Here is a 24,427-nt window from a genome sequence, read left to right on the forward strand (position 1 = left end):
GCCGGCCGCCGGGCTCACGGCACCGCCCGGCGGCCGCGCCCGGTCAGAGGGCGACGCCGAGCAGCGCGTCGGCGACGTCGCGGACCAGCGCGGGCGAGGACGTGTCGTCGCCCTCCCCGGCCGCCCAGGCGTCGATCGCGGCGAGCGCGCCGGGCGCGTCGAGGTCGTCGGCGACCCGCTCGCGGACCGCGGCGAGCACGGGCTCGCCCGCGGGCCCCGCCGGACGCGCCACCGCCGCCCGCCACCGCGCCAGCCGGGCCTCGGTCTCCGCGAGCTGGTCCCCCGTCCACTCCCAGTCGGTGCGGTAGTGGTGCGCCAGCAGGGCGAGCCGTACGGCCATGGGGTCGGTCGTGCGCCGCAGCCGGGAGACGAACACGAGGTTGCCCTTGGACTTCGACATCTTCTCGCCGTCCAGGCCGACCATGCCGGCGTGCACGTACGCACGGGCGAACGGCCACTCGCCGGTGGCGACGTGGCCCTCGCAGGCGCCCATCTCGTGGTGGGGGAAGATCAGGTCGGAGCCGCCGCCGGCGACGTCGAACCCGGTGCCGAGGTTGCGCAGGGCGATGGCCGTGCACTCGACGTGCCATCCCGGCCGGCCCCGGCCGAACGGCGAGTCCCAGGAGGGCTCGCCCGGCCGCTCGGCCCGCCATAGCAGCCAGTCGAGCGGGTGACGCTTGCCCGCCCTGCCGGGGTCGCCGCCGCGCTCGGCGAACAGCGCCAGCATCGTCTCCTCGGAGTAGCCCGAGACCGCGCCGAACTTCGGCGCCGCGGTGACGGAGAAGTAGACGTCGCCGTCGACGTCGTAGGCCGCGCCGCGCTCCGACAGCCGGCTGATCACCCCGGTGATCTCCTCGACCGTCTCGGTGACCCCCACGTACTCGCGGGGCGGCAGGATCCGCAGCGCCTCCATGTCGGAGCGGAACAGCTCGATCTCCCGCTCGCCGAGGGACCGCCAGTCGGTGCCGGTCGCCGCCGCCCGCTCCAGCAGCGGGTCGTCCACGTCGGTGGCGTTCTGCGTGTAGTGCACGTCGTGGCCCGCGTCCCGCCAGGCCCGGTTCACGAGGTCGAAGGCGAGGTAGGTGTTGGCGTGCCCGAGATGCGTGGCGTCGTACGGCGTGATGCCGCAGACGTACATCCGGGCCTCGCCCGTGGGGGCCGTCTCCCGCACCTCTCGGGCGGCGGTGTCGTACAAACGGAGCGGAAGGCCCGGACCAGGCAGCCTGGGGACATTCGGAGCAGACCACGATCGCATGGTGTGCAGCCTATCCGCGCGCCCGACGGCTCAGGCCGGGCGGTCCGCCCCGGGACGTGTCGATCTCGTGCCAGGTGGAGGGGTCGTCCGGCTGGGGACAGAAGTCGTAGCGCAGCCCCTCCGGGGCCAGGGCGACCAGCGTCACCGACAGGCTCGCGAAGATCCGCCCGTCCGGGAGACGCCGCTGCACGATCAGTGCCCGGGGGTCGTCCCAGGCCACCGCGCCCCCCACCGTGCCCTCCGCCGTGCCCTCCGCCGTGCCGCCCATCCCGGCGCCGGAGGCCGGGTCCAGCCACTCGCCCCAGAAACGCTCCGTGGAGCCGCCGTCGGTCCACTCCGGCCGGGCGGCGCGGGTGAACCGGGGCCGGAACCAGGCCGTCCGCGGGTCTCGGCCGGACCGGTCCCAGCCCGTGTTGACGATCATGTGCACGCCCCCGGGCAGCTTCTCCTCGGCGAGCCGCCCGCCGTCCCAGCTCCACAGCCGTACGCCGTCGAGACCGCCGAGGACGAGATGGAAGGGGTCGTAGCGGAACAGGTCGACCGGCGGCAGCTCCCCCGCCTCGGCGGCCAGCAGCGGCAGCTCGCCGCGGGACCGCCGCCCGGCCGCCGGAGCCGCGGTGCCCTCGCCGTTGAGCAGCGCGGCCACGCGCCGCTCCGCCGGGTCGGCGGCCAGCCAGGTGCCGCCCGCCTCCAGGTCGCGGCCCCCGATCAGTCCGGGGTGGTCGGGCCAGTGACGGTCGGGTGACATCCACGGCCGCGTGACGAACTCGTCACGCACGCCCACCAGGAGCACCGGTGTGCCGGCCTCCGGGTCGACACTCACGATGACCGTACACACTGCGTGTTCCCTCCAGAAACGGTAGAGACCCCTGCAGAGTGCACAATACGTACGTTCTGCGCAAGCTTCGGGCGGACCATCAGATCGGCGGCCATGGGATGGCGGGCCAGTCGTCGGAGGGGTGCGGGTGGACGCCGGTGGCCAGCAGCCTCTTGACCCGCTCCCAGGTCGCCTCCACCTCGGCCTGGGTGAGCAGCTCGCGCAGCCGCCGCCCGAGACGGCCCCGCTCGATCTCGCGTTCCAGCCGCTCCAGCACGTTGACCGCCTCGCGCGGCAGCGTCCTGCCGCGCCACTGCCACAGCACCGTACGCAGCTTGTCGTCCACGGAGAAGCACACTCCGTGGTCGACGCCGTACACATGGCCGTCCGGCAGCGGGAGCAGGTGGCCGCCCTTGCGGTCGGCGTTGTTCACCACCGCGTCGAAGACGGCCATGCGGCGCAGGGCGGGGTTGCGGCTGCGCATCACGGTCATCAGGTCGGCGTCGGGATCGGCGTCGATCCACAGCTGCACCATGCCGGGGCCGAAGGGGCCGTCCCGGAGGACCGTCGGCGGCACGATGCGCCAGCCGGTGACCGCCGCCACCTCGTAGGCGGCCACCTCCCGGGCCGCGAGCGTGCCGTCGGGGAAGTCCCACAGAGGCCGCTCACCCCGCACCGGCTTGTACACGCACGCCGCCGCGTGCTCGCCGGTGGCGACGGAGCAGTAGAGCGTCATGTTCGTGGCCTCGACGAGTCGCCCGGCCACTTCTAAGGTGCCCTCCCGCAGCAGGCGCATCGCCGCCGCGTCGTCCAGTCCCGCCCCGTCGGGTCCCGCTCTGTCCACGCCGCCGATGCTCGCCTCGTCCTCAGCCGTCATCCGGATCCTCGCCACGCCGCGCGTACCGCCCTGCCCCTCACGCGGACAGCCCTCCGGGATGGTGGCCGTTGAGCCGCACGCAGATGTGGCCCTCCGGGTCGAGGGGCCGCCCGCACAACGGGCACGGAGGCCGGCCCGCGGCCACCACCTCCAGGGCCCTGCGGCTGAACGCGCGGGCGGCGGCGGCGCTGATCCGCACCCTGAGGACGGCGGGCTCGGGCCGGTCGTCGGCCGGCGGCTCGTCCTCCTCGTCACCCTCGCCCGCCTCCTGCGCCTCGATGACCACCTGGGAGGTCTCCGGGTCCCAAGCGAGCGCCATCGTCCCCACTCGGAAGTCCTCGTCGAGCGGCAGCTCCAGCGGCCCCTCGTCGGTCAGATCGGCCGGGGCGACGGCCGGGACCGGTGCGCGTCCGCCGCTGCGCCGCAGCACCTCGTCGAGCAGCTCGTCGAGGCGGTCGGCCAGCACGGCGACCTGGAACTTCTCGAGCGCCACGGTGGTGATCCTGCCGTGGCCGCGCGCCTGCAGGAAGAAGGCTCGTGCGCCCGGTTGCCCAACGGCACCGGCCACGAACCTGTCAGGCGGATCGTAATCGAAGACCGGCATAGCCCGACCTTATGTGGTCCCTGCTCCGCCGCCGACGGCGGCGTCGCTTCCGGTGGTGGTTTCTCCCCCGTCTTCCCGCGACGGAACCTCGGGCGGGGGCACCAGGTTGGCCACTCCCCCGCCCACGTCGTTGGCCCTCAGCAGGAAGGGGCGCAGCGGTGTGTAACGGATCACGGTGACGGAGGCGGGGTCGGCCGTGATGCGCTGGAACTGGTCCAGGTGCAGCCCCAGCGCGTCGGCCACGATCGCCTTGATGACGTCCCCGTGACTGCAGACGAGATAGGTGGCCTTCTCGCCGAGCCGCTCGTTCCAGTCCCGCACGGCCCGCACGGCCCGGCTCTGCACCTCCGCCATGGCCTCGCCGCCCGGGAAGACCGCCGCGCTGGGATGGGCCTGCACGACCCGCCACAGCGGCTCCTCGGCGAGCTCCTTCAGCGGCCTGCCGGTCCAGTCGCCGTAGCCGCACTCGCCGAACCTGTCGTCGGTCTGCACGGTGACCGGGCGGCCCTGGGCGATGGCGGCGGCGGTCTCCTGACACCGGTCCAGCGGGCTCGACACGATCGCGTCCAGCTCCAGCGGCGCGAGCCGCTCGGCCACCGCGCGCGCCTGCTCCCGGCCGCGCTCGTCCAGGTGGACGCCGGGCGTCCAGCCCGCCAGCACCGGGCCGGTCAGGTCGGTCAGGCCGTGCCGTACGAGAAGGACGGTCGTCATGACTCGAGCACCCCCAGGTAGAGGAGGGTGAGGAGGAACGTTCCGGCGAAGACGCGGTAGACGACGAAGACGATCGTGGAGTGCCGCGCCACGTAACGCAGCAGCCAGGCGATCGAGGCGTACCCGACCACGAACGAGACGACGGTCGCGATCAGGGTCGGCACGAGCGGCGGACCGCCGCCGTCGCCGACGTCGCGCAGCTCGAACAGGCCCGACAGCACCACGGCCGGGATGGACAGCAGGAAGGAGTAGCGGGCCGCCGCCTCGCGCGTGTAGCCGAGGAACATCGCGCCGGTCATGGTGGAGCCCGAGCGGGACGCGCCGGGGATCAGCGGCGCCATCTGCCACAGCCCCACGATCAGGCCGTCGCGCATGGTGAGGTCGGCGACCTCCTTCTTCTTCCTGCCCAACTGCTCGGCCGCGAGCAGCAGCAGGCCGAACGCGATCAGCATGGTGGCGTTGAGCCAGAGATTGCGGGCCGGGCCCTCGATCGCGTCCTTGAACAGCAGGCCGGCCACGCCGATCGGGATCGTGCCGAGCCCGATGTACCACCCCATGCGGGCGTCGAGGTCGCCCCGCAGCTCCGGCGTCCACAGGCTGCGCAGCCAGGTCCAGAGGATCCGGACGATGTCGCGCCAGAAGTAGAGCAGCACGGCCAGCATGGTGCCGAGCTGGATCACCGCGGTGAAGGCGGCGCCGGGGTCGCCCCAGCCGGCCAGCTTGGGCACGATCAGCAGGTGGGCGGAGCTGGAGATGGGCAGGAACTCGGTGAGACCCTGCACGACTCCCAGCACGATGGCCTGTAGTACGTCCATGGTGCGGACAGCCTATCGGCTAGTCTGTCCGCACAATGGACCAGCGACTTGTCGGGCGCAGCGGTCTCTCGGTGTCCCGGATCGGGCTCGGCACGATGACCTGGGCCCGCGACACCTCCGCCGAGGAGGCGACCGCTCAGCTCACCGCGTTCGCCGAGGCCGGCGGCACGCTGATCGACACGGCCGACGTGTACGGCGGGGGCGACGCGGAGCGGCTGATCGGCCGGCTCATCCGCGACGTGGTGCCGCGCTCGGAGCTGGTGATCGCGACCAAGGCGGTCCTCATGCCCGGCGGCGAGCGGGACGCCTCCCGCCGTCATCTCATCCGCGCACTCGACGCGTCCCTGGCCCGTCTCGGGCTGGAGGAGGTCGACCTCTGGCAGCTCCACGCGTTCGACGACCGGGTGCCGCTCGACGAGACGCTCGCGGCCGTCGACTTCGCCGTCTCGACCGGCCGTACGGCCTACGCCGGGGTGTGCGACTACACGGGCTGGCAGCTGGCCGCCGCCGCGACCTGGCAGCGGTGTGGCGACGCGCGCGCCCCCCTCGTCGCGGCGCAGGCGGAGTACTCCCTGCTGGCCAGGGAGCCGGAGGAGGAGCTGATCCCGGCCGCCGCGCACGTGGGCGCCGGGCTGCTCGCCTGGTCGCCGCTGGGACGCGGCGTGCTGACCGGGAAGTACCGCACCGGGATCCCCGCCGACTCGCGCGCCGCCACCCCGCACTTCGCCGAGTTCGTACGGCCCTATCTGGACGAGCGGTGCCGCCGGATCGTGGAGTCGGTGACCACGGCGGCCGAGGGGCTCGGCGTGTCGCCGCTCGCCGTGGCGCTCGCCTGGGTGCGCGACCGCCCGGGCGTGTCGTCGGCGATCGTCGGCGCCCGCACCCACGCGCAGCTCCTCGGGGTGTTACAGGCCGAGGAGCTGACCCTTCCGTGGGAGATCCGGGAGGCCCTGGACGACGTGTCGGACGTCTCCGACCCCTGACCCGCCGAGGGGCGAACGAGAATCGTCTTCACGTATCACACATCGATACCGAATTGCAACTTTCTACTGCATAACCCCGCGCTCTGGCGAAGAGTGGCGGGTATGTCGGGGGATTGACCAGACGACCGCGGAAGGGAACACATGGGCACCGCACGCAAGGCCTCCGCCATCTCCGCCGGGGCTCTCGCGATCGCCCTGGGCGGTGGGCTCCCCCTCACCGCGTCCCCGGCATGGGCCGACTGCACCACCGGCGGCGGGCTCGTCTCGGGAATCACCGGTGGCGTCTGCAACCTGGTGGACGGCGTGGGCCGCGCGGCGGACGGCGTCACCGACGTCGCGGACAAGGCGACCGGAGGGGTGACGGAGCCGGTCACCAAGGCCGTGGACGACACCGTGCAGACGGTGACCGGCACCGCCGGCACCGCTGTCGACGACATCGGGAAGACGGTGGACGACACCGTGAAGACGGCCACCGGCGCGGCCGGGACGGCGTCGGACGCGGTGGGCTCGGCGGGCGGCGGCGTGACCGGAGGCGGCTCGGGAGGCTCCTCCGCCGGGAGTGCTCCCACTCCCGTGCAGGATCTCACCGACGGGCTGAGCCGGACGATCCAGGACACCTGCCTGCCCCTGGTGGCCGGCGAGCGCTGCGCGTCCGGCGACGAGACGGGCACCGGCGCCGGCGGGAGCGGCCGGAAGCACCGCCCGTCCGCGACCGCCGGCCGTCCGGCGCGTCCGAAGCCCTCGCACGCGCCCGAGGGCGCCCTCCCGGTGGAGCCGTACCGGCCGGGGCCGGCCGCGCAGAGCGGCGGGGCACCCGCCGCACCCTCTCACCCCGTCGTGGACCCGGACGCGGACGGCCTGATCCCGCTCCTGTGGCCGGGTCAGAAGATGCCCGAGTTTCCGGGTCTGCGCGGCAGGGTCACCGGCGTGCCCCTGCGGGACCAGCGGCCGTACGACGCCGTGGGGACGGCCCTCACGGCGGCGCTGCTGCTGTCGGCGGTGCTCGCCACCCGGGTGGTCTCGGCGCGGCGGGCCCGCGCCGGGCAGCAGGAACCGCAGGAGTCGATCCCGTTCGAGGGTGGCCTGCGGCTGCCCGACCGGTCGGGCCGCCACCGGCTCGCCTGAGCGCGCCGTCTTCCGTGATGTCGTGCGAGGTCACGGATTGATGCGCGGCGCCGCCGGACGGACGGGTTGATGCGCGTTGTCTCCACTCCCCGTGCGGCCGTCGCCGCCGTCCCCCACGTTGGCTTCGATGCCTGTCGTGGCACCCGCGAAGGGCCGGGTGCCGGCAGGAGAGGAGGAGCCCATGACGAGATGGAGCATCGTCCTGAGGACGCTCGCCGTGCCGGCGGTCACCGCGGCCGTGCTCGCGGCGGCCCCGGCGGCGTCGGCCGGATCGGGAGGCGGATCGGGGCCGGGACCGGGGCAGGGGCGGGCCGTGGGGCCGGAGCCGTCGGGTGCGGCGCACTCCCGGCACCGCTCGGGGACGTTCTGCGCCCTGAGCCCGGGCCGCCGGTTGTGCGACGGCACCGACCCGGTGGACTCGGCGTGCTCGTCCGGCGCGTACACCGTGCGCAGCTCCCGGCTCTGGTACCGCGACGGCCGCGGGCCTGCGGGCGCCACGGCCGAGTTGCGGTACTCGCCCCGGTGCGGGACGAACTGGTCCAGGGTCACGTTCGACGGGGGCCGGACGGGCCCGGTGACGGTCATGGTCTGCCGGGGCGACGGCTACGGCGACTGCACGGAGGCGTACCGCACGCGCGGCGGCTCGGCCTACTCCGACCAGCTGTACGCCAGGGACGTGCCCGCGACGGCGTACGCCTGGTGCTGCGGCGCCGGACCCGGCTCGGCCGGCGCGTGGGCGAGGGGCTGAGCCCTGCCCGGCGACGACGTGGAGGGCGGGCGCGTCAGCGGGCACAACGGGTCGCGGCGTGCGGGCCCTCCCCCCGCTCGGTGACCACCCAGCCCTCCACCCACACGCACCCCCGTGCCAGGGAGAGCATGTCGCCGTAGCTGCCCGGCGGCGTGTTGTTGGACCACTGCGAGCGGACCTGGGCGTTGTCCGCCGGGCGGTGCGCGGCGAGCCACACCGTGTACAGACGGGGATTGTCGTAGTGCGCGGACGCCCATGCCGTGTCGCAGACCGGGCTGCGCCGCAGCCGCAGCGTCCCGAAGCGGGCGCCGCCCGGCAGGAGGAGCGGGACGGCGTCGAGCGTTTCGAGCGTGTCCGGGTCGGGTCCGCATCCCCGGGCGCGGGGGTCGTCGCCGTCCATGTCCTCGGCCAGGCTCGCGTCGGTCGTCCGGTCGGTGAGGTGCTGGTTGCGCGACGTCCAGCCGGGCGCGAGCAGCGGGCCGCTTCCGGCGGCGCCGAACGCCACCGCGCCGGCGGTCACGAGTGCGGCCAGCGGCACGAGCAGGCGCCCGCGTTCGCGTGCCCGGCCCGCGAGGCCGCCGGACGCCCCGCCGCGCGCGGCGGACGGGACGTCCTCTTCCGCGTCCGGCGCCGGAGACGGCGGTTCCCCACCGGACGTCTCTGGGGCATCGGCGATCTCCGCGCTGACGCGGTGCCAGCGCCGCGTCCATTCGTCCTCGTCGCCGCCGCAGGCCCTGACGAAGGCGAGGGTGACCTCCAGGCTGGGCAGGACCCGCCCGCCCGCCGCCCGCGACAGCACCGTGGCGGAGTAGTGGGCCCGCTCGGCGAGGGCACGGTAGGTGGGTGTCCCGGCCTCCTCACGCAGCCGCCGCAACGCCACGGCGAACGCCTGGACGGGACCCTCCTCGGGGCTCAGGTCGCGCTCTGGTCGTCCCATCGTCCCCATCCACGGCCGCCGGGCGGCCAGGACCTCGCGGGCTCACCGGGTCACGCCCGCTCGGGCGGGCGGACCCCACGCACGTCCCGATGGTAGGCGCGGCGACGGCAGGCGGCAAGATCGCCAGGGCCGCGGGGGCCCGCGGCGGGACCGCCGCCGTCAGGCGCCCATCGCGTGCACGCCGCCGTCGACGTGGACGATCTCGCCGGTGGTGGCGGGGAACCAGTCGGACAGCAGCGCGAGGCACGCCCGGGCGGCGGGGGCGGTGTCGGTCAGGTCCCAGCCGAGCGGCGCGCGCTCCGGCCAGGAGTCCTCGAACTCCTGGAAGCCGGGGATGTTCTTGGCCGCCATCGTGCGGAGCGGACCGGCGGCGACGAGGTTGACCCGGATGCCGTGCCTGCCCAGGTCGCGCGCCAGGTAGCGGGAGCACGACTCCAGCCCGGCCTTGGCGACGCCCATCCAGTCGTAGACCGGCCACGCCTTGGTCGCGTCGAAGTCGAGGCCGACGACCGCGCCGCCCTCCTTCATCAGGGGCAGGCAGGCGACGGCGAGCGACTTGAACGAGAACGTCGAGACGTGCACCGCCGTGGCGACGTCCTCCCACGAGGTGTTGAGGAAGTTGCCGCCCAGGCAGGACTGCGGGGCGAAGCCGATGGAGTGGACGACCCCGTCCAGCCCGTCGAGGTGCTCGCCGACGCGGTCGGCGAGCGTGTCGAGGTGGTCGGTGTCCTGCACGTCCAGTTCGATCACCGGCGGCGGCTCGGGCAGCCGCTTGGCGATGCGCTCGACCAGGCTGAGACGGCCGTAGCCGGTCAGCACGACCCGCGCGCCCTCCTCCTGGGCCAGCTTGGCGACGTTGAAGGCGATCGACGAGTCGGTGAGGACTCCCGTGACCAGCAGTCGCTTACCGTCCAGCAAACCCATGTCCAGCTCCGCTCAGTCAGTGCTCAGTGGCCCGGTGATTCAGTGGCTCAGTGGCCCATGCCGAGGCCGCCGTCGACGGGGATGACCGCCCCGGTGATGTAGGAGGCGTCGTCGCTCGCCAGGAACCTGACGACCCGCGCGATCTCCTCCGCGTGCGCCTGCCGTCCGAGCGGGATGCTCTTGCGGATCTGCTCCTGCGTCGCCTCGTCGAGCACCGCGGTCATGTCGGTCTCCACGAACCCGGGCGCGACGACGTTGACCGTGATGCCGCGCGAGCCGAGCTCGCGGGCGAGCGAGCGGCCGAAGCCGACCAGCCCGGCCTTGGAGGCGGCGTAGTTCGTCTGGCCGGCCGAGCCGGACAGGCCGACGACGGAGGAGATCAGGATGACGCGCCCGCGCCGCATCCGCAGCATGGGCCGCACGGCCCGTTTGGCGACGCGGTAGGCGCCGGTCAGGTTCGTGTCGATGACGTCGGTGAAGGTCTCTTCCTTCATCATCGGCAGCAGGGTGTCCTTGGTGATCCCGGCGTTGGCGACGACCACCTCGACCGGGCCGTGCTCGGCCTCGGCCTTCTCGAAGGCGGCGTCGACGTCGGCGGCTCTCGTCACGTCGCAGCGGACCCCGAACAGGCCCTCCGGGGGCTCTCCGGAACGGTAGGTGACGGCGACGGCGTCTCCCGCGGCGGCGAGCTCACGGGCGATCGCGAGGCCGATACCGCGGTTTCCACCGGTGACGAGAACAGAGCGAACCATGCAACCGACCGTATCGGCTACCCGACGGTAACCGCTTGTCCGCAGGACACAAGATCACAGGGCTAGGATCGTGGACATGCGCCAGATCGACCCGGACTTCCTCGCCCTGCCACTGCGGCGGCTGGCGGACGCGGCCCTGCAGCGCGCCCGTGACCTGGGCGCCGAGCACGCCTCCTTCCGCCTCGAGCGGGTGCGCGCCGAGACCCTGCGCCTGTTCGACGCCCGCCTGGAAGGGTCATCCGACGCCGACGACCTCGGGTTCGCCGTACGGGTGATCAAGGACGGCACCTGGGGGTTCGCGTCCGGCATCGAGCTGACCGCGGAGGCGGCGGCGCGCGCCGCCGAGGAGGCCGTGCGGGTGGCGGCCGTCAGCGCGCCGATCAACCGCGAGCCGGTCGGGCTCGCCCCCGAGCCGGTGTACGACGACGTGACCTGGGTGTCGGCCTACGACGTCGACCCGTTCGACGTGCCGCTGGCGGACAAGACGGCACTGCTTGCGGAGTGGTCGTCCGGCCTGCTCGGCCGGACCGACCACGTCTCCGCCTCGCTCATGCAGGTCAAGGAGCAGAAGTTCTACGCCGACTCGGCGGGCACGGTGACCACCCAGCAGCGGGTCCGGCTGCATCCCGTGGTGACGGCGATGAGGACCGACGGCGACCGGTTCGACGACATGCGCACGCTCGCGCCGCCGGTCGGCCGGGGGTACGAGTACCTCACCGGCGCCGGCTGGGACTTCCCCGCCGAGCTGGCCGAGCTGCCCGACCTGCTGGACGAGAAGCTGAAGGCGCCCTCGGTGGAGGCCGGGCGGTACGACCTGGTCGTCGACCCGTCCAACCTGTGGCTGACCATCCACGAGTCGATCGGGCACGCGACCGAGCTCGACCGGGCGCTCGGATACGAGGCGGCCTACGCCGGCACCTCGTTCGCCACGTTCGACCAGCTCGGCAGCCTGCACTACGGCTCGCCCGTGATGAACGTGACGGGCGACCGCACGGTCGAGCACGGCCTCGCCACCGTCGGCTGGGACGACGAGGGCGTCGCGGGCCAGTCGTTCGACATCGTCCGGGAGGGCACGCTGGTGGGCTACCAGCTCGACCGCCGGATGACGCTGCTGAAGGGCCTCGGCAGGTCGAACGGCTGCGCCTTCGCCGACTCCCCCGGGCACGTGCCGATCCAGCGGATGGCGAACGTCTCGCTCCAGCCGGCGCCGGACGGCCCGTCCAGCGAGGAGCTGATCTCCCGGGTGGAGCGCGGCGTCTACATCCTGGGCGACAAGAGCTGGTCGATCGACATGCAGAGATACAACTTCCAGTTCACCGGGCAGCGGTTCTACCGCATCGAGAACGGCCGGCTTGCCGGGCAGCTCCGCGACGTGGCCTACCAGGCGACCACCACGGACTTCTGGCGTTCCATGGAGGCCGTCGGCGGCCCCGGGACGTACGTGCTCGGCGGGGCGTTCAACTGCGGCAAGGGCCAGCCGGGCCAGGTCGCGCCGGTCAGCCACGGCGCCCCGGCGGCGCTGTTCCGCGGCGTACGGATCCTCAACACCGTCCAGGAGGGTGGCAAGTGAGCGACCATTTGAGCGGCGGGGTGAGCAGTGGGGTGAGCGGCGGGCTGGTCACACCGCAGGAGACGGTGGAGCGGGCGCTCGCGCTGAGCGAGGCCGACGGCTGTGTCGTCATCGTGGACGAGGGCTCGACCGCCAACCTGCGCTTCGCCGGCAACACGCTGACGACCAACGGCGTCGCCCGCTCCTCGCGGCTCACCGTGATCTCCGTGGTGGGCGCGGGGGTCGGGGTCGTGTCGCGCTCCGCCGTACGGGACGGGCAGCTCGCCGACGTGGTGGCCGCGGCCGACCGCGCCGCCCGCGCGGCCCGCCCGTCGGAGGACGCGCGGCCTCTGGTGGGCATGGACGGGGTGGACACGGAAGCGGCGAACACGGCGGCGGGCTGGGACCGGCCGGTGGAGCCGACGTCCATCGACGTCTTCGGCGGGTTCGCCCCCGCGCTCGGCGAGGCGTTCGCCGCCGCCGACGCCTCGGGACGCAGGCTGTACGGCTTCGCCGAGCACATCGTGACCTCCACCTTCGTCGGCTCGTCCACCGGCCTGCGGCTGCGCCACGACCAGCCGACCGGCCGGCTGGAGCTGAACGCCAAGTCGGCCGACCTGTCGCGTTCGGCCTGGACGGGCGTCGCCACCCGCGACTTCGCCGACGTGGACGTGGCCGCGCTCGACGCCACGCTCAGCCGGCGGCTCGACTGGGCCAAGCGGCGGATCGACCTGGAGCCGGGTCGTTACGAGACGATCCTTCCGCCGACGGCGGTCTCCGACCTGATGATCTACCTGTACTGGTCGTCCGGCGCGCGCGACGCCGCCGACGGGCGCACGGTGTTCTCCCGGCCGGGCGGCGGCACGCGGGTCGGCGAGCGGCTCTCGCCGCATCCGATCTCGCTGTACAGCGACCCCGCCCACCCCGGGATCGCGTGCGCGCCTTTCGTCGTCGCGCACGCCTCCGGCCGCGAGCAGTCGGTCTTCGACAACGGCCTGCCCCTCGGCCGCACCGAGTGGATCAGCGACGGCACTCTGGCCAACCTGGTGCAGACCCGGCACTCGGCGGAGCTGACCGGCCTGGCCGCGACCCCGCAGATCGACAACCTGGTGATGGAGGGCCCGGCGGGCGGGCGCTCGCTGGAGGAGATGGTCGCCTCGACCGAGCGGGGACTGCTGCTGACCTGCCTGTGGTACATCCGGGAGGTCGACCCGCAGTCACTGCTGCTGACCGGGCTCACCAGAGACGGGGTGTACCTGGTCGAGAACGGCGAGGTCGTCGGCGAGGTCAACAACTTCCGGTTCAACGAGTCGCCGGTGGACCTGCTGGGCCGCCTGACCGAGGTCGGCGCGAGCGTGCCCACCCTGCCCCGCGAGTGGGGCGACTGGTTCAACCGCGCCGTCATGCCGCCGGTCCGCGTGCCCGACTTCAACATGTCGACGGTCAGCCAGGCGAGCTGAGCCCGCCCGGCCGTCCTGTGCGGCCGTCCTATTCGGCGTCCTCGAGGCGGAAGCCCACTTTCATGCCGACCTGGAAGTGGGCCACCTCGCCGTCCACGATGTGGCCGCGCACCTCGGTCACCTCGAACCAGTCCAGGTGCCGCAGGGTCCGGGCGGCCCGCCGGACGCCGTTGCGGATGGCCTGGTCGACGCTCTCCTCCGAGGTGCCCACTATCTCGGTCACCCGATAGGTGCGATCCGACATCACGTCCTCCTGCCTGTGCCTGTCCGCGTGATCGTAACCCCCCCGCGGACGTCCCCCCGCTCCCTCCGGGGTCTACCGTGGAAAACGTGAATCCATGGCGCAGGTTCAGAAAAGACCGCCCGGTCGTTCACCAGGTGACAGACGCCCAGCCGTCGCTGTCCAACGACATCCGCAAGCGTGAGATCAGTTATCTCATCAAGATGGGCATCCGGATCGTCTGCCTCATCCTGGCCGTCGCGGTGCCCTCCCCCTGGCCTGTCAAGGCCCTCTTCGTCGCCGGGGCGGTTCTTTTGCCGTACGTTGCCGTTCTCGGGGCCAATCAGAGAGGTCACACGCCTCCTCCGCGCATGGACTTGACCTCGCCTAACCAAACCGAGATACCACGGCATCGACGCGAGATCGGGTCGTGACAAAGTCTTGACGCAACCCATGGGTTGGAGGTGTACAGTTTAGCCAAGCGCTCTGGTCCCCCGTCGGAGCGCTAGTGCCGGCGTTCCGGGCCCCCGTCGGAACGCCGATGAAGCGACGCCGGGTGGTTTGCCCCCGTAACCACCCGGCGTCGCCCTTTTTACGGGATCTTTCGCCTTCGAACTTTGCGCGGCCAAACGTTTGGTATGTGCATCATTTCCGCCGCTCGCCGGAAAACGCCCGTTTCCTGATGATCCGGGGGATCAGGTGTCGCCCGGGGTCTCGGTGCTCGGGGTCTCGGTGCTCACGGTCTCGGCGGTCTCCGCCGCCCAGTCCTTCGCCATGCGTGAGAGCCGACCGGCGGCGTCCGGCCCGGCGGTACCGGCTCCCTGCGCGAGCCCGAGCAGGTAGGCGGTCAGCGGCGCGGCCGGCCGCGCCACGCCGTGCGCGACATCCCTGGTCAGGTCGAGCACCAGGGTCCGGTCCACCTGGGCGGGGTCGATGCCGAGTTCGCGGCAGACCCGCGCCGTCCACTCCTCCAGCACGTTCACGCGCGCTCCCTTCGTTCACCGGCCCGGGCGCGGGCCGCGTGGAGATCCTCGATGCTGTCGCAGTCGAACCACGGCGGCGTCGCCCCCGCCGCCAGACGCACCGGCACCGGCGCGAGCGGGCCGAGCAGTCCCCGCAGCGACCGGCCCTCGTACGCGCCGAGCGCGGCCCGCAACGCGGCCGTGCGCCACACCCCGGCGAGCCACTGCTCCCGGCCCGTGTCGTCGACGAGCACCGCCCCCGCAGCGCCGCCCGCCGTGCCGCCTTCAGTGTCGTTCTCGGGCAGCGCGGCCAGCAGCGCGGCGACGTGGGCGGCCCGGAGGAAGGGCAGGTCGGCGGCGAGCAGGACGACCGACGGAGACGTCACCTGGGCGAGCCCGGCGCGCAGCGCGGGGACCGGGCCGCCGCCCGGCGGGTCCTCCCTGGTGAAGACCACCCCGGGCAGGTCCCTGGGCGGGCCCACCACGATCACGGCACGGGCCGCGCGGACCGCCGCCGCCACCAGCTCGACGAGCGGCACCCCGCCGACCAGCGCGCCCGGTTTGTCCGCGCCGCCGAGCCGCTCGGCCCGGCCGCCCGCCAGGATCACCGCGTCGTACGGCGGGTCGCCGCCCGCCTCGCCGGTGCCGTGAAGAGCGCACATGGAAGCCCCGGTCAACCCCGGTCAGCCGCCGATGGCGGACATCGGCCGGGCCGGCTGGAGGAAGGCGGAGTCGTCGATGCCGTGCCCGGCCTTCTTGCCCCGCACCGCCGCCACCCAGCGCGCCGCCAGGTCGTCGTCCGAGGCGCCCGAGCGCAGCGCCGTACGCAGGTCGGACTCCTCGGTGGCGAACAGGCAGTTGCGCACCTGGCCGTCCGCGGTGATCCGCACGCGGTCGCAGGCGCCGCAGAACGGGCGGGTGACCGAGCCGATCACGCCGACCCTCCCGGGCCCTCCGTCCACCAGGAACAGCTCGGCGGGGGCGCTGCCGCGCTCGCGGGGGTCGTCCTCGGTGAGGTCGAAGGAGCCCTTGAGCAGCCCGAGGATCTCGTCGGCCGTCACCATGTCGTCGCGGCGCCAGCCGTGCTGGGCGTCGAGCGGCATCTGCTCGATGAAGCGCAGTTCGTATCCCTGGTCGAGGCAGTGGCGCAGCAGCGGCACGGCGTCGTGCTCGTTGATCCCCCGCATCAGCACCGCGTTGACCTTGACCGGCGTGAGCCCGGCGGCGGCCGCCGCCGCGAGACCGTCCAGCACGTCGTGCAGACGGTCGCGGTGGGCGAGCCGGACGAACACCTCCCGGTCGAGCGTGTCGAGGGAGATGTTGACGCGGTCGAGTCCCGCCTTCGCGAGCGGCTCGGCGAGCCGGGCCAGGCCGATGCCGTTCGAGGTCAGCGACAGTTGCGGACGCGGGCGCAGCGCGGCGGCGGCGGAGACGATCTCCACGAGTTCGCGTCTGAGCAGCGGTTCGCCGCCGGTGAAGCGGACCTCCCGGATGCCCAGCCGCTCCACCCCGATCCGCACCAGGCGGACGACCTCCTCGCCGGTGAGCAGATCGGGCTTGGGCAGCCAGTCGAGGCCCTCGGGCGGCATGCAGTACGCGCACCGCAGGTTGCACCGGTCGGTCAGCGACACGCGCAGGTCGGTCGCGACCCGGCCGAAGGAGTCAACCAGCACAAAGGACCTCCATCATCAGAGCCACCAGCCTAAGCCCTGCCGTCAAGACGACCACAACCTCCGTCCCGCCGCCGGGATTCCCGCAGGTACGCGTCCGTCGGCCGCTCCGCGTGGGTGACGCGTCCGCCTGCGCGGTCACCGGTCGCGGCGGCGCTCGATCCGCTTGCGGTGGGCGACCTCGCGGCGCCGCTCCGCCAGCGCGCGCTCGCGCTCGCGCCGGTCCACGCGCGCCTGGCTCTTGGTGCTCTCCAGTTCGAGCCGCAGCGCCTCCTGAGCGGCCGTGCCGCGCCGCGTGACCCGGGCCGCCGCGCGGGCGGCCAGCTTGGCCGCGCGCTTGGGGTTGACCGGCCGCTCCCCGCGCTCCCCGCGCTCCTCCACGGGTACGGAGGGGGCCGCCTCCGCGCGTTCGAGCAGGGCGACCCCGTGCCGCATGAGGAACTCGTACAACTCGGGGTCAGTGGGCTCCGCGCCGAGGACGAACCGGGTCGCGCGGAGCTCGCCGCCCTCGACGATCTCCAGGACGCCCACCCAGAACGGGCTCTCGAAGTAGACGGACAGGGAAACCACGATGCCTCCAGGTATGCCGACAGGCGGCTTGGCGAAGCCGCTTTCCGGCACACCGGACATCCTCCGAGGTTCCCCGAGGGGACACGAGAGGCGGATACGAGACCGCCGGCACCGGTTCGACACTGGTTCGACACTGGTTCAACACTGGGGCCGACGGGTGCCCGGGCTACCGACCGGGACCGCGTTTTCGTGTGCGCGGCCAGTTTAACGGCCGTCCCCCCTCGCGGCGATCACCTTTCCGGGGCACCGCACGAGGCAGACTGGCGGGCATGGAGCCGATCTCTCTCGACGTGCGGGCCAGGGAACTGCTCGACCGCGCCGCCGCCACGTCCAGCGGGCGCGCGGCCGACACCGTGCACGGCGGCCACGGGCACGGCGGCCACGAGCAGGCGCTGCGCCAGACGCTGCTTGCCCTCACCGCCGGGACCGGCCTCGCCGAGCACGAGAGCCCGGGTGAGGCGACCCTGCTGGTGCTGCGCGGTCATGTACGGCTGAGCAGCGGCGACGCCTCCTGGGAAGGGCGGGCCGGTGATCTGCTGGCCATCCCCGGCACACGGCACGCGCTCGACGCCGTCGAGGACAGCGCGGTCCTCCTCACCGTCGTCAGACGCCCCTGACCGCACCCCACGCGATCGGGCGTCAAACGGCCTGGAGGACGCAGCCCAGGGCGAGCAGCGCCAGGACCTTCACGGCCTCCAGCGCCACGTAGTAGAGGTGGGCCCTCGACCGCGTCCGCGCGGGGTCCTCGCCCGCGAGGACCCGGTCGGACCTGCGGTTCAACGGGGGGCGTACGAGCACGAGCTGCACCACCAGGACGGCCGCCGCGACGGCGGTGAGCACCACCACGGCGACGGCGGGTGATCCGGTCGCGACCGCCGCGATCACGACGACCGCCAGCACCGCCTCGGCGGCGTTGAGCGCGCGGAAGACGAGGCGGCCGATGCCGAGGCCGATCGGGACTGTCACGCCCGGCGCGCGGAACTTCAGCGGCGCCTCCAGGAACGAGATCGCCAGCACCATCCCCAGCCAGACGAAGGCCGCGGCCGCCGCCACGGCCGCCGACGTGTGGTTCATCGTGCGCCTTCCCCTCGCCCGGCCGCGGGGCCGGAAGTCGTCCCCCCGCTGCATGATCCGGCCCGGAGGGGTAGGGCGGCAAGCGACTTTCGGCGCCGATAAATCGGTTGGGATACCCGCGTGACGCCCGGCACAGTTGATCTCGACGGGGATCTCGACAGGGGATCTCGATCAAGAAGGGGAACCACGATGCCGAAGCACATCGCCCCCAAGGTGCTGTCCTGGGCGAGCGAGATCGACGACGGGACGGCCGTGCAGGCCGCCCGCGCGGCGCGCCTGCCGTTCGTGCCCGGGCACGTCGCGCTCATGCCGGACGCGCACGTGGGCATCGGCGCGACGGTCGGCTCCGTCATCCCCACCGAGGGCGCGATCATCCCTTCCGCCGTCGGGGTGGACATCGGCTGCGGCATGGTCGCGACCGAGACCACGCTGACCGCCGCCGACCTGCCCGACTCGCTCGACGCGCTGATGCGGCTGGTGGAGCGGCGCATCCCGGCCGGAGTGGGCAAGGGGCACGCCGACCGCGCGGTGGACCGCGCGCTCGGCGAGCTCGGCCGGCCGCACACCGGTCTCACGCCCAAGCAGGAGACCACCGTGGCCTGCCAGTTCGGGACCCTCGGATCGGGCAACCACTTCGTGGAGGTCTGCCTCGACGAGCGCGACCGGGTGTGGACGGTGCTCCACTCGGGCTCGCGCGGCATCGGGAACCAGCTCGCGACCGCGCACATCAAGGGCGCGAAGCAGCTCATGCGGAGCATGGCGATCGGCCTGGAGGACCCCGACCTCGCCTACTTCACGCAGGGCACCCCGGAGTTCACGGCGTACGTCGAGGACATGCTGTGGGCGCAGCGGTACGCGATGGCGTCGCGGGCGCGGATGGACCGGGTGCTGGGCGAGGCGCTGTTCCGCGTCGTCGGCTCGGGCTCCCGGGTCCGGACCATCAACTGCCACCACAACTTCACCCAGATGGAGACCCACGACGGCAAGGACCTGTGGATCACCCGCAAGGGGGCGATCAAGGCCGACACCGGGGACGAGGGCGTGATCCCGGGCTCGATGGGCACCCGCTCGTACATCGTCCGCGGGCGCGGCAACCCGCTGTCGTACAACTCCTGCTCCCACGGCGCGGGGCGCCGGATGTCGCGGTCCCGGGCCAAGCGCGAACTGTCGGCGGCGTCGCTGCGGGAGGCGATGCGCGGCCGGACCTGGAACGCCGACCGGGCCGCCGCCCTGGTCGACGAGCACCCCGAGGCGTACAAGCCCATCGACCAGGTCATGGCGGACCAGAAGGACCTCGTGGAGGTCCGGCACACGCTGCGCCAGGTGTTCAACTACAAGGGGTGAACCTGTGGGCGTGGCCGTGACACCACCGGCTCGTGGTGGACGGCCGCGCCCACGGGCCGCAGCACGAAGCCGTCTGCCACCCTGGCCGGAATCCGGTACGGCGAGACGGTGAGGTCCTGCGGAGGCAGGGTGTAGTCCAGCCGGGCCAGCCGGGGCGCGAGCGCCCCCAGCAGGCCCACGGCGACCGGCTCCCCCGGGCATCGGTGCCCGGTCGCCGGATCGCCCCCGCCCTGCGGGATCAGGTCGTACGGCCCGATCTCCCGCCCGATGAACCGCTGGGGGTCGAACGAGCACGGGTTCGGCCAGAGGGCGGGGTCGTGGTTCTGCCCCCAGACGTCGAGCAGCACGAGCCAGTCGGCCAGGATCGGCTCGCCCTTCCAGGTGAGGTCCTTGGCCGCCTTGCCCGCGACGAACGGGGCGAAGGGATAGAAGCGCCGCACCTCGTGCGCGAACGCCTCGGCATAGGCGCCGTCCACGTCGTCGTTCAGGCGGACCCGGGTGACCGGCCAGTTGTGCATGGCGTGCGCGGCGAACGTGAGGAACCAGGCCACGGCGACGGTGGGACGCACCAGGTTGAGCAGTTCGACCGCCGCGAGCCGGGCCGCGAGCGGCTGCCCGTCGGGCTCCCGGTGCGCGGCGACCACGCCCAGCGCCGACGTGGGCGGCACCCGCGAACCGCCGCGCCGCACGTCCTCGACCATCTCCGCGAGCCACGCCTCCCGCCGGACCCGGGCGCCGCGGGCCCGCCAGTGCCGGGCACCGGGCGAGCCGAAGCCGTCGACCATCGCGACCAGGTCCGCGGCGAGCGGGCCGGCCTCCTCCTCGTCGAGGGGGATGCCTGCCCAGCGGCACACCCCTGTGGTCAGGACGCGGGCGGCCTCGTCGAAGAGCACGACCTCTCCCCTGCCGGGCCAGGTCGCCACCGTCTCGTCCCAGGCCGCGGTGGTCTCCCGTACGAGGGAGGCGACGCTCTCGGGGGTCATGAGCCCCATGAACATGGCCTTGCGCGCCCGGTGCGCGCCCTGGTCGAGACCGTGCACGGCCCCATGGCCGAACAGCGTGCTCTTGATCGGCTCGGGCAGCGCTGGGGCGCGCTGGACGTGGTTGTCGTCGTAGAAGAAGCGGGCGGCGTCGGGCCCGCGCAGCACGACCGCGCGCTGGCCGAGCAGCCGCGTGCGGATCATCTCCCCCTGGGCCTCCCGCCATCGGGACGGCAGCCAGGCATAGCCCTCTAGCAGCAGAAGAAGCGTGGTGTCAAACAGCGGCATATGTCCTGACTGCCCGCACCCGTCCCGGAGAAACGGTCCCACCGTACGACCCTGCGGCAGGGCCGTACGGCGGGCAGGTGACGGTCAGCTCTTCACGCAGGTGCCGTGGTTCAGCGTGAACGCGGCCGGATCGGGGTTGGCCCCCGTCTGCTTCCGGTTCCAGGGCAGGTTCACAGCGGTGACGTCCTTACCCGACTGCGACCAGGTGGCGGCCCTGCTGCGGAGCCGCGTTCCCCGCCGGCACGGCGACGGTGGCCGCCGGCACGGGTCGTACCTCACCATGGCGACCGGACGAGCCCCTGCAGCAGCAGGCCCGTCAGCACCTGCGCGGCGAGCAGGCGGCGGTCCGGCGCGCGCCCGGCCGCAGCGATGATCCACAGGGCGTACGGCAGCCAGATGCGCTCCACCTCGCCCCGGGTGACGCCGCTGAGGTCGAGGGCCAGCACCGCGACGAGCGCGGCCACGGGCAGGATCCGCCCCGCCGCCGGCCCCGCCGGCAGCCGGGGTGCGGCGAGCCCGGCGGTGGCGGCGGGTCCCGTGACCAGGGCGAGCACGGCCAGGTTGGCGAACAGGAAGTACAGGTACGGCCGGGCCGCGCCGGGATCGGCCGCCCACTCGGCGTGCGTGGCGGCGACCCCGTCGGGCCACCAGAAGCCTCCGGCGGCGAACAGCGCGCTCACCGCCGCCATCCCGGCCAGGCAGGCGAGCACGGCCGCCCTCGCCGCCCTCGCCGCACCGGCCCCCGCGTCCCGCAGCGCGACGACCGCACCGACGAGAGGGATGAGCAGGTACGGCACCAGGCCGTAGCTCAGGTACGGCAACGCGCCCAGCGCCACCCCCGCGGCACCTCCGCGCCACAGGCCGGCCGCGACCCGGCCCGCCCGCCCGCGTGCCCCGGGTCCGTCGCCGCCCGGCAGCGCGAGCAGCAGCAGGGCCGTCCCCCACGCCCCCACTCCCGCGAAGAACGCGTCCATCGTCGTCGCGATCCACACCGCCGCGGGCGACAGGGCGAGGTACGGCAGCGCGCGCCGGGCCGCCTCCTCACCCGAGACGCGCCGCACCGCCAGTCCGATCGCGACCGTGGCCGAGCATCCGACGACGACGGCGAGGACGGCGGCCCAGAACGGTCCCGGCAGCCCGGCGGCGGCCAGTGCCCACAGCACCAGCACCGGCAGCGGCGGGTGTCCCCGCACGTGCGTGGGGTAGGCGGGCAGATCGCGGGTGAACCCGGCCAGCCAGCCGAGCGGGTCGTCGCCCACCGCCCCCAGCACGGCCAGGTACTCCTGGGGATGGGTGAACGGCCACGCCAGCCCCTCCCCCGACACCGCCAGCAGGACGGTCCACGCGAGCGACACGCCGAAGGCCGCCGCGAGCGCCGCCCGCAGGGGCAGGTTCGCGGTCAGCCGGGGCAGCACGGGCACCGCGGCGGCGGCGAGCACGGCCGCGGGCACGAGCGCGGCCGTGCCCGCCACCGTGGGCAGCCGGGCGAGCGCGTGCAGCGGCGGCAGATGGTCGATGGGCAGCGCCCCCCGCGCGTGCAGCACCCCGCCCACCGCGAACGCTCCCGCCACCAGGCCGGCCCACGCCGCCGGCAGGCCTCGTCGTGTGATCACGACGCACAGGCTAGGCACACCGGAGCCGTCGGCCCTTGTCACGTAGTCACTTCGTAAGAACTGAGCGGCCCGGGCGGCCCTACCGTCGGCGGCATGAAGATCGATGTGGTGCTTCCCTGCCTCGACGAGGCGGAGGCCCTGCCCTGGGTGCTCGGCCGGATGCCGGACGGCTGCCGGGCCATCGTGGTCGACAACGGGTCCACCGACGGGTCGGCCGAGGTCGCCGCCCGGCACGGCGCGCTCGTCGTGACCGAGTCCGTTCCGGGGTTCGGCGCCGCCTGCCACGCGGGTCTCACGGCCGCGACCGCGCCCGTCGTCTGCTTCATGGACGCGGACGCCTCGCTCGACCCGCGCCAGTTGCCGCACGTCGCGGAGGGCGTGCTGGACGGCACCGCCGACCTGGTGCTGGGCCGCCGCCGGCCCGCCGCCCGGGGGGCCTGGCCCGCGCACGCCCGGCTGGGCAACCGGCTGCTGGCCTGGCGGCTGCGCCACCGCACCGGCGCCGCGCTGCACGACCTCGGCCCGATGCGCGCGGCCCGCCGTACGGCGCTGCTCGGCCTGGGCCTGCGGGACCGCCGGTTCGGCTACCCGCTGGAGATGGTGCTCCGGGCGAGCGAGGCGGGCTGGCGCATCGGGGAGGTCGAGGTCGACTACCTGCCGCGTGTGGGCCGGTCCAAGGTCACCGGCACCGTTCTCGGCACCGTGCGGACGGTCCGCGACATGTGGCGGGCGGCGGCGTGACGCCCGTCCTCCCGCAGAGCCCACCGCAGTTCATCGTCATCGCCAAGGAGCCCAGGCCGGGGAGGGTCAAGACGCGGCTCACCCCGCCGTACACGCCCTGCCAGGCCGCCGCGCTCGCGGAGGCGGCGCTGCGCGACACGCTGGCGGCCGTCGCCGCCGCCCCGGCCGCGCGCCGGGTGCTGGCCCTGCTCGGCGAGCCCGGCCCCTGGCTGCCCGCCGGTTACGACGTGGTCCCGCAGCGGGGGAACGGCCTCGCGGAGCGGCTGGCACACGCGTTCGACGACGCCCTGGCGGCCTGCCCGGCGCCGGCGGTGCTGATCGGCATGGACACACCGCAGGTCACCCCGGGCCTGCTGGCCGAGGCGGGATGGCTGCTGGGCGAGCACGACGTCGTGGTCGGCCCGGCCGCCGACGGCGGGTTCTGGCTGCTCGGGCACCGCGGGCCCGATCCCGCCCCGCTCTCCGGGCTGCTCGCCGGGGTGCCGATGTCGCGCTCCGACACCGGGGCGCTGCTGCTGCGCCGGATCCGTGAGGCGGGCCTGCGGGCCGCCCTGCTGCCCGAACTGACCGACGTGGACACCGCCGCCGACGCCCGCGCGGTGGCCGCGCGGGCCCCCTCCTCGCGGTTCGCGGCGGCACTGGCGGCCCTCGGCGCGGACGTCCCGGCGTGATCGGCCCCCTCTACGCCGAGTCGCTGGACGGCGCGCGGGTCGACGTCGAGGCGGCCGACGGCAGGACGTGGCCGCTGGAGTCGTGGCGCTGGCTCGACGGCGCCGAAGGGGACGAGGCGATGCTGGCCCGCTGCGGCGACCCCACGCTCGACGTCGGCTCCGGACCCGGGCGACTCACGGTGGCGCTGACCAGGCGCGGGGTGCGGGCCCTCGGCATCGACGTCACGCCGCGGGCCGTCCGCCTCACCCGCCTGGCCGGGGGCCGGGCCCTGTGCCGGGACGTGTTCGGCCACGTGCCGGGCGACGGCCGCTGGGCGACCGTGCTGCTGGCCGACGGCAACATCGGCATCGGCGGGGACCCCGAGGCCCTGCTGCGGCGGGCCCGCGAACTGCTGCGGCCCGGTGGCGAGGTGGTCGCCGAACTCGGCCCTCCCGGCACCGCCACCCGGTCGGAGCGGGTCAGGCTGCGCCGGGACGACACGGTCACCGGCTGGTTCGCGTGGGCCCGCGTCGGGGCGGACGGCATCGGCCCGCTCGCCCGGCGTACGGGATTCCGCCGCGCGGAGGTGTGGACCGAGGCGGGACGCTGGTTCGGCGTGCTCGGCTGAGTCCGGCGGCAGGCCGGACCGTTGACCACAGCTTTGGCCACAGCGTTGACCACAGCTTTGGCCACGCGTTGCGGGAAACGCGAACCGGCTCCGCCCGCCCCTGGGGCGCGCCTCGATAGCCTCCCGGAG

28 protein-coding genes are annotated in these 24,427 nt (G+C 73.9%); 11 read left to right on the plus strand and 17 right to left on the minus strand.

All coding sequences use genetic code 11. The features are described from left to right. Positions 1-43: 43 nt before the first annotated feature. The 6 genes from mshC to HHX37_RS18385 form a co-directional block, all read right to left on the minus strand. Complete coding sequence (gene mshC / locus HHX37_RS18360; protein ID WP_182886185.1) at positions 44-1,255, minus strand: cysteine--1-D-myo-inosityl 2-amino-2-deoxy-alpha-D-glucopyranoside ligase; 1,212 nt, start codon at positions 1,253-1,255, stop codon at positions 44-46. Between the two features lie 10 nt (positions 1,256-1,265). Further along, entirely contained in the window at positions 1,266-2,078 is an 813-nt protein-coding gene (locus tag HHX37_RS18365; protein WP_310740429.1) for an NRDE family protein, read from the minus strand. A 94-nt stretch (positions 2,079-2,172) separates the two neighbouring features. Next, positions 2,173-2,949, minus strand: coding sequence for an SCO1664 family protein (locus HHX37_RS18370; protein WP_117409433.1), 777 nt, complete (start codon positions 2,947-2,949; stop codon positions 2,173-2,175). Positions 2,950-2,986: 37 nt separating this feature from the next. Further along, positions 2,987-3,553: a DUF3090 domain-containing protein gene (locus HHX37_RS18375; protein WP_117409432.1), complete on the minus strand. Its 567-nt coding sequence runs from the start codon at positions 3,551-3,553 to the stop codon at positions 2,987-2,989. A 9-nt stretch (positions 3,554-3,562) separates the two neighbouring features. Beyond that, positions 3,563-4,264: a histidine phosphatase family protein gene (locus HHX37_RS18380; protein WP_117409431.1), complete on the minus strand. Its 702-nt coding sequence runs from the start codon at positions 4,262-4,264 to the stop codon at positions 3,563-3,565. After that, positions 4,261-5,079 carry an undecaprenyl-diphosphate phosphatase gene (locus tag HHX37_RS18385; RefSeq protein ID WP_182886187.1) on the minus strand — a complete coding sequence of 273 codons (819 nt, stop codon included), beginning with the start codon at positions 5,077-5,079 and terminating at the stop codon, positions 4,261-4,263. Before HHX37_RS18385 ends, HHX37_RS18380 begins: the two co-directional genes overlap by 4 nt. A gap of 35 nt (positions 5,080-5,114) precedes the next feature. On the opposite strand from HHX37_RS18385, the gene HHX37_RS18390 reads away from it, so the two are divergent. The 3 genes from HHX37_RS18390 to HHX37_RS18400 all read left to right on the plus strand — a co-directional run bounded on the left by HHX37_RS18390 (position 5,115) and on the right by HHX37_RS18400 (position 7,935). Next, on the plus strand, positions 5,115-6,062 hold the full coding sequence (locus HHX37_RS18390; RefSeq protein WP_150934697.1) for an aldo/keto reductase: 948 nt from the start codon (positions 5,115-5,117) through the stop codon (positions 6,060-6,062). A 141-nt stretch (positions 6,063-6,203) separates the two neighbouring features. Continuing rightward, positions 6,204-7,187: a hypothetical protein gene (locus tag HHX37_RS18395; RefSeq protein WP_182886188.1), complete on the plus strand. Its 984-nt coding sequence runs from the start codon at positions 6,204-6,206 to the stop codon at positions 7,185-7,187. 181 nt (positions 7,188-7,368) lie between these two features. Continuing rightward, positions 7,369-7,935: a DUF2690 domain-containing protein gene (locus HHX37_RS18400; RefSeq protein WP_182886189.1), complete on the plus strand. Its 567-nt coding sequence runs from the start codon at positions 7,369-7,371 to the stop codon at positions 7,933-7,935. Positions 7,936-7,969: 34 nt separating this feature from the next. On the opposite strand, the gene HHX37_RS18405 is transcribed toward HHX37_RS18400, so the two are convergent. From HHX37_RS18405 to HHX37_RS18415, 3 genes are all read right to left on the minus strand, one after another. Continuing rightward, positions 7,970-8,872 carry a helix-turn-helix domain-containing protein gene (locus HHX37_RS18405; RefSeq protein ID WP_182880742.1) on the minus strand — a complete coding sequence of 301 codons (903 nt, stop codon included), beginning with the start codon at positions 8,870-8,872 and terminating at the stop codon, positions 7,970-7,972. A 159-nt stretch (positions 8,873-9,031) separates the two neighbouring features. Continuing rightward, the gene (fabI, locus tag HHX37_RS18410; protein ID WP_117409426.1) at positions 9,032-9,796 is read right to left on the minus strand and encodes an enoyl-ACP reductase FabI; all 765 of its coding nucleotides are present in this window, start codon (positions 9,794-9,796) and stop codon (positions 9,032-9,034) included. Between the two features lie 47 nt (positions 9,797-9,843). Then, entirely contained in the window at positions 9,844-10,548 is a 705-nt protein-coding gene (locus HHX37_RS18415; protein ID WP_117409425.1) for a beta-ketoacyl-ACP reductase, read from the minus strand. A 76-nt stretch (positions 10,549-10,624) separates the two neighbouring features. Here HHX37_RS18415 and HHX37_RS18420 point away from each other — a divergent pair, with 76 nt between their 5' ends. Together HHX37_RS18420 and HHX37_RS18425 are read left to right on the plus strand one after the other, a co-directional pair. After that, positions 10,625-12,118, plus strand: coding sequence for a TldD/PmbA family protein (locus tag HHX37_RS18420; protein ID WP_182886190.1), 1,494 nt, complete (start codon positions 10,625-10,627; stop codon positions 12,116-12,118). Next, entirely contained in the window at positions 12,115-13,557 is a 1,443-nt protein-coding gene (locus tag HHX37_RS18425; protein ID WP_310740430.1) for a metallopeptidase TldD-related protein, read from the plus strand. Before HHX37_RS18420 ends, HHX37_RS18425 begins: the two co-directional genes overlap by 4 nt. Before the next feature lie 28 nt (positions 13,558-13,585). On the opposite strand, the gene HHX37_RS18430 is transcribed toward HHX37_RS18425, so the two are convergent. Continuing rightward, complete coding sequence (locus HHX37_RS18430; protein WP_117409424.1) at positions 13,586-13,801, minus strand: dodecin; 216 nt, start codon at positions 13,799-13,801, stop codon at positions 13,586-13,588. A gap of 86 nt (positions 13,802-13,887) precedes the next feature. Here HHX37_RS18430 and HHX37_RS18435 point away from each other — a divergent pair, with 86 nt between their 5' ends. After that, positions 13,888-14,211, plus strand: coding sequence for a DUF3099 domain-containing protein (locus tag HHX37_RS18435; protein ID WP_244301982.1), 324 nt, complete (start codon positions 13,888-13,890; stop codon positions 14,209-14,211). Positions 14,212-14,472: 261 nt separating this feature from the next. Here the strand turns inward: HHX37_RS18435 and HHX37_RS18440 are convergent, their stop codons facing one another. The 4 genes from HHX37_RS18440 to HHX37_RS18455 all read right to left on the minus strand — a co-directional run bounded on the left by HHX37_RS18440 (position 14,473) and on the right by HHX37_RS18455 (position 16,979). Next, positions 14,473-14,760 carry a DUF6457 domain-containing protein gene (locus HHX37_RS18440; protein WP_182886191.1) on the minus strand — a complete coding sequence of 96 codons (288 nt, stop codon included), beginning with the start codon at positions 14,758-14,760 and terminating at the stop codon, positions 14,473-14,475. Then, positions 14,757-15,401 (minus strand): molybdenum cofactor guanylyltransferase, encoded by a 645-nt coding sequence (locus HHX37_RS18445; RefSeq protein WP_182886192.1) that lies wholly within the window; start codon positions 15,399-15,401, stop codon positions 14,757-14,759. Before HHX37_RS18445 ends, HHX37_RS18440 begins: the two co-directional genes overlap by 4 nt. 21 nt (positions 15,402-15,422) lie before the next feature. After that, entirely contained in the window at positions 15,423-16,412 is a 990-nt protein-coding gene (gene moaA, locus HHX37_RS18450; RefSeq protein ID WP_182886193.1) for a GTP 3',8-cyclase MoaA, read from the minus strand. A gap of 135 nt (positions 16,413-16,547) precedes the next feature. After that, positions 16,548-16,979, minus strand: a complete 432-nt coding sequence (locus HHX37_RS18455) for a YjdF family protein (protein ID WP_182886194.1) — start codon at positions 16,977-16,979, stop codon at positions 16,548-16,550. Between the two features lie 269 nt (positions 16,980-17,248). Here HHX37_RS18455 and HHX37_RS18460 point away from each other — a divergent pair, with 269 nt between their 5' ends. Next, on the plus strand, positions 17,249-17,596 hold the full coding sequence (locus HHX37_RS18460; protein WP_182886195.1) for a cupin domain-containing protein: 348 nt from the start codon (positions 17,249-17,251) through the stop codon (positions 17,594-17,596). Between the two features lie 22 nt (positions 17,597-17,618). Here the strand turns inward: HHX37_RS18460 and HHX37_RS18465 are convergent, their stop codons facing one another. Beyond that, the gene (locus tag HHX37_RS18465) at positions 17,619-18,053 is read right to left on the minus strand and encodes a hypothetical protein (RefSeq protein WP_182880748.1); all 435 of its coding nucleotides are present in this window, start codon (positions 18,051-18,053) and stop codon (positions 17,619-17,621) included. Between the two features lie 189 nt (positions 18,054-18,242). On the opposite strand from HHX37_RS18465, the gene HHX37_RS18470 reads away from it, so the two are divergent. After that, complete coding sequence (locus HHX37_RS18470) at positions 18,243-19,397, plus strand: RtcB family protein (RefSeq protein WP_117409417.1); 1,155 nt, start codon at positions 18,243-18,245, stop codon at positions 19,395-19,397. Here HHX37_RS18470 and HHX37_RS18475 read toward each other — a convergent pair. Both HHX37_RS18475 and HHX37_RS18480 read right to left on the minus strand, forming a co-directional pair. Beyond that, on the minus strand, positions 19,385-20,665 hold the full coding sequence (locus HHX37_RS18475; RefSeq protein ID WP_182886196.1) for a cytochrome P450: 1,281 nt from the start codon (positions 20,663-20,665) through the stop codon (positions 19,385-19,387). The two genes, HHX37_RS18470 and HHX37_RS18475, sit on opposite strands and share 13 nt — an antisense overlap. A 275-nt stretch (positions 20,666-20,940) precedes the next feature. Next, positions 20,941-22,278: a hypothetical protein gene (locus tag HHX37_RS18480; RefSeq protein WP_182886197.1), complete on the minus strand. Its 1,338-nt coding sequence runs from the start codon at positions 22,276-22,278 to the stop codon at positions 20,941-20,943. Positions 22,279-22,371: 93 nt separating this feature from the next. Between HHX37_RS18480 and HHX37_RS18485 the strand changes: the two genes are divergently transcribed. Genes HHX37_RS18485 through HHX37_RS18495 form a run of 3 tightly spaced genes read left to right on the plus strand, consistent with a single transcriptional unit; the run spans position 22,372 to position 24,298 of the window. Beyond that, on the plus strand, positions 22,372-23,019 hold the full coding sequence (locus HHX37_RS18485) for a glycosyltransferase family 2 protein (protein WP_182874523.1): 648 nt from the start codon (positions 22,372-22,374) through the stop codon (positions 23,017-23,019). Continuing rightward, positions 23,016-23,690: a TIGR04282 family arsenosugar biosynthesis glycosyltransferase gene (locus HHX37_RS18490; RefSeq protein ID WP_310740431.1), complete on the plus strand. Its 675-nt coding sequence runs from the start codon at positions 23,016-23,018 to the stop codon at positions 23,688-23,690. Before HHX37_RS18485 ends, HHX37_RS18490 begins: the two co-directional genes overlap by 4 nt. Continuing rightward, on the plus strand, positions 23,687-24,298 hold the full coding sequence (locus HHX37_RS18495; RefSeq protein ID WP_310740432.1) for a methyltransferase domain-containing protein: 612 nt from the start codon (positions 23,687-23,689) through the stop codon (positions 24,296-24,298). The genes HHX37_RS18490 and HHX37_RS18495 overlap by 4 nt, the downstream gene beginning before the upstream one ends. The last annotated feature ends 129 nt before the right edge of the window (positions 24,299-24,427 follow it).

The organism is Microbispora sp. H10885 (assembly GCF_014161415.1).
Taxonomy (GTDB): domain Bacteria; phylum Actinomycetota; class Actinomycetes; order Streptosporangiales; family Streptosporangiaceae; genus Microbispora; species Microbispora triticiradicis.

Excerpts from the sequence above, each read along its gene's own strand:
- HHX37_RS18415 (WP_117409425.1), bottom strand. The coding sequence starts at position 10,548 with ATGGTTCGCTCTGTTCTCGTCACCGGTGGAAACCGCGGTATCGGCCTC.
- mshC (WP_182886185.1), bottom strand. The coding sequence starts at position 1,255 with ATGCGATCGTGGTCTGCTCCGAATGTCCCCAGGCTGCCTGGTCCGGGC.
- HHX37_RS18460 (WP_182886195.1), top strand. The coding sequence starts at position 17,249 with ATGGAGCCGATCTCTCTCGACGTGCGGGCCAGGGAACTGCTCGACCGC.
- fabI (WP_117409426.1), bottom strand. The coding sequence starts at position 9,796 with ATGGGTTTGCTGGACGGTAAGCGACTGCTGGTCACGGGAGTCCTCACC.
- HHX37_RS18405 (WP_182880742.1), bottom strand. The coding sequence starts at position 8,872 with ATGGGACGACCAGAGCGCGACCTGAGCCCCGAGGAGGGTCCCGTCCAG.
- HHX37_RS18465 (WP_182880748.1), bottom strand. The coding sequence starts at position 18,053 with ATGAACCACACGTCGGCGGCCGTGGCGGCGGCCGCGGCCTTCGTCTGG.
- HHX37_RS18420 (WP_182886190.1), top strand. The coding sequence starts at position 10,625 with ATGCGCCAGATCGACCCGGACTTCCTCGCCCTGCCACTGCGGCGGCTG.
- HHX37_RS18430 (WP_117409424.1), bottom strand. The coding sequence starts at position 13,801 with ATGTCGGATCGCACCTATCGGGTGACCGAGATAGTGGGCACCTCGGAG.
- HHX37_RS18385 (WP_182886187.1), bottom strand. The coding sequence starts at position 5,079 with ATGGACGTACTACAGGCCATCGTGCTGGGAGTCGTGCAGGGTCTCACC.
- HHX37_RS18475 (WP_182886196.1), bottom strand. The coding sequence starts at position 20,665 with ATGCCGCTGTTTGACACCACGCTTCTTCTGCTGCTAGAGGGCTATGCC.
- HHX37_RS18400 (WP_182886189.1), top strand. The coding sequence starts at position 7,369 with ATGACGAGATGGAGCATCGTCCTGAGGACGCTCGCCGTGCCGGCGGTC.
- HHX37_RS18395 (WP_182886188.1), top strand. The coding sequence starts at position 6,204 with ATGGGCACCGCACGCAAGGCCTCCGCCATCTCCGCCGGGGCTCTCGCG.
- HHX37_RS18445 (WP_182886192.1), bottom strand. The coding sequence starts at position 15,401 with ATGTGCGCTCTTCACGGCACCGGCGAGGCGGGCGGCGACCCGCCGTAC.
- HHX37_RS18470 (WP_117409417.1), top strand. The coding sequence starts at position 18,243 with ATGCCGAAGCACATCGCCCCCAAGGTGCTGTCCTGGGCGAGCGAGATC.
- HHX37_RS18485 (WP_182874523.1), top strand. The coding sequence starts at position 22,372 with ATGAAGATCGATGTGGTGCTTCCCTGCCTCGACGAGGCGGAGGCCCTG.
- HHX37_RS18380 (WP_117409431.1), bottom strand. The coding sequence starts at position 4,264 with ATGACGACCGTCCTTCTCGTACGGCACGGCCTGACCGACCTGACCGGC.
- HHX37_RS18375 (WP_117409432.1), bottom strand. The coding sequence starts at position 3,553 with ATGCCGGTCTTCGATTACGATCCGCCTGACAGGTTCGTGGCCGGTGCC.
- HHX37_RS18370 (WP_117409433.1), bottom strand. The coding sequence starts at position 2,949 with ATGACGGCTGAGGACGAGGCGAGCATCGGCGGCGTGGACAGAGCGGGA.
- HHX37_RS18390 (WP_150934697.1), top strand. The coding sequence starts at position 5,115 with ATGGACCAGCGACTTGTCGGGCGCAGCGGTCTCTCGGTGTCCCGGATC.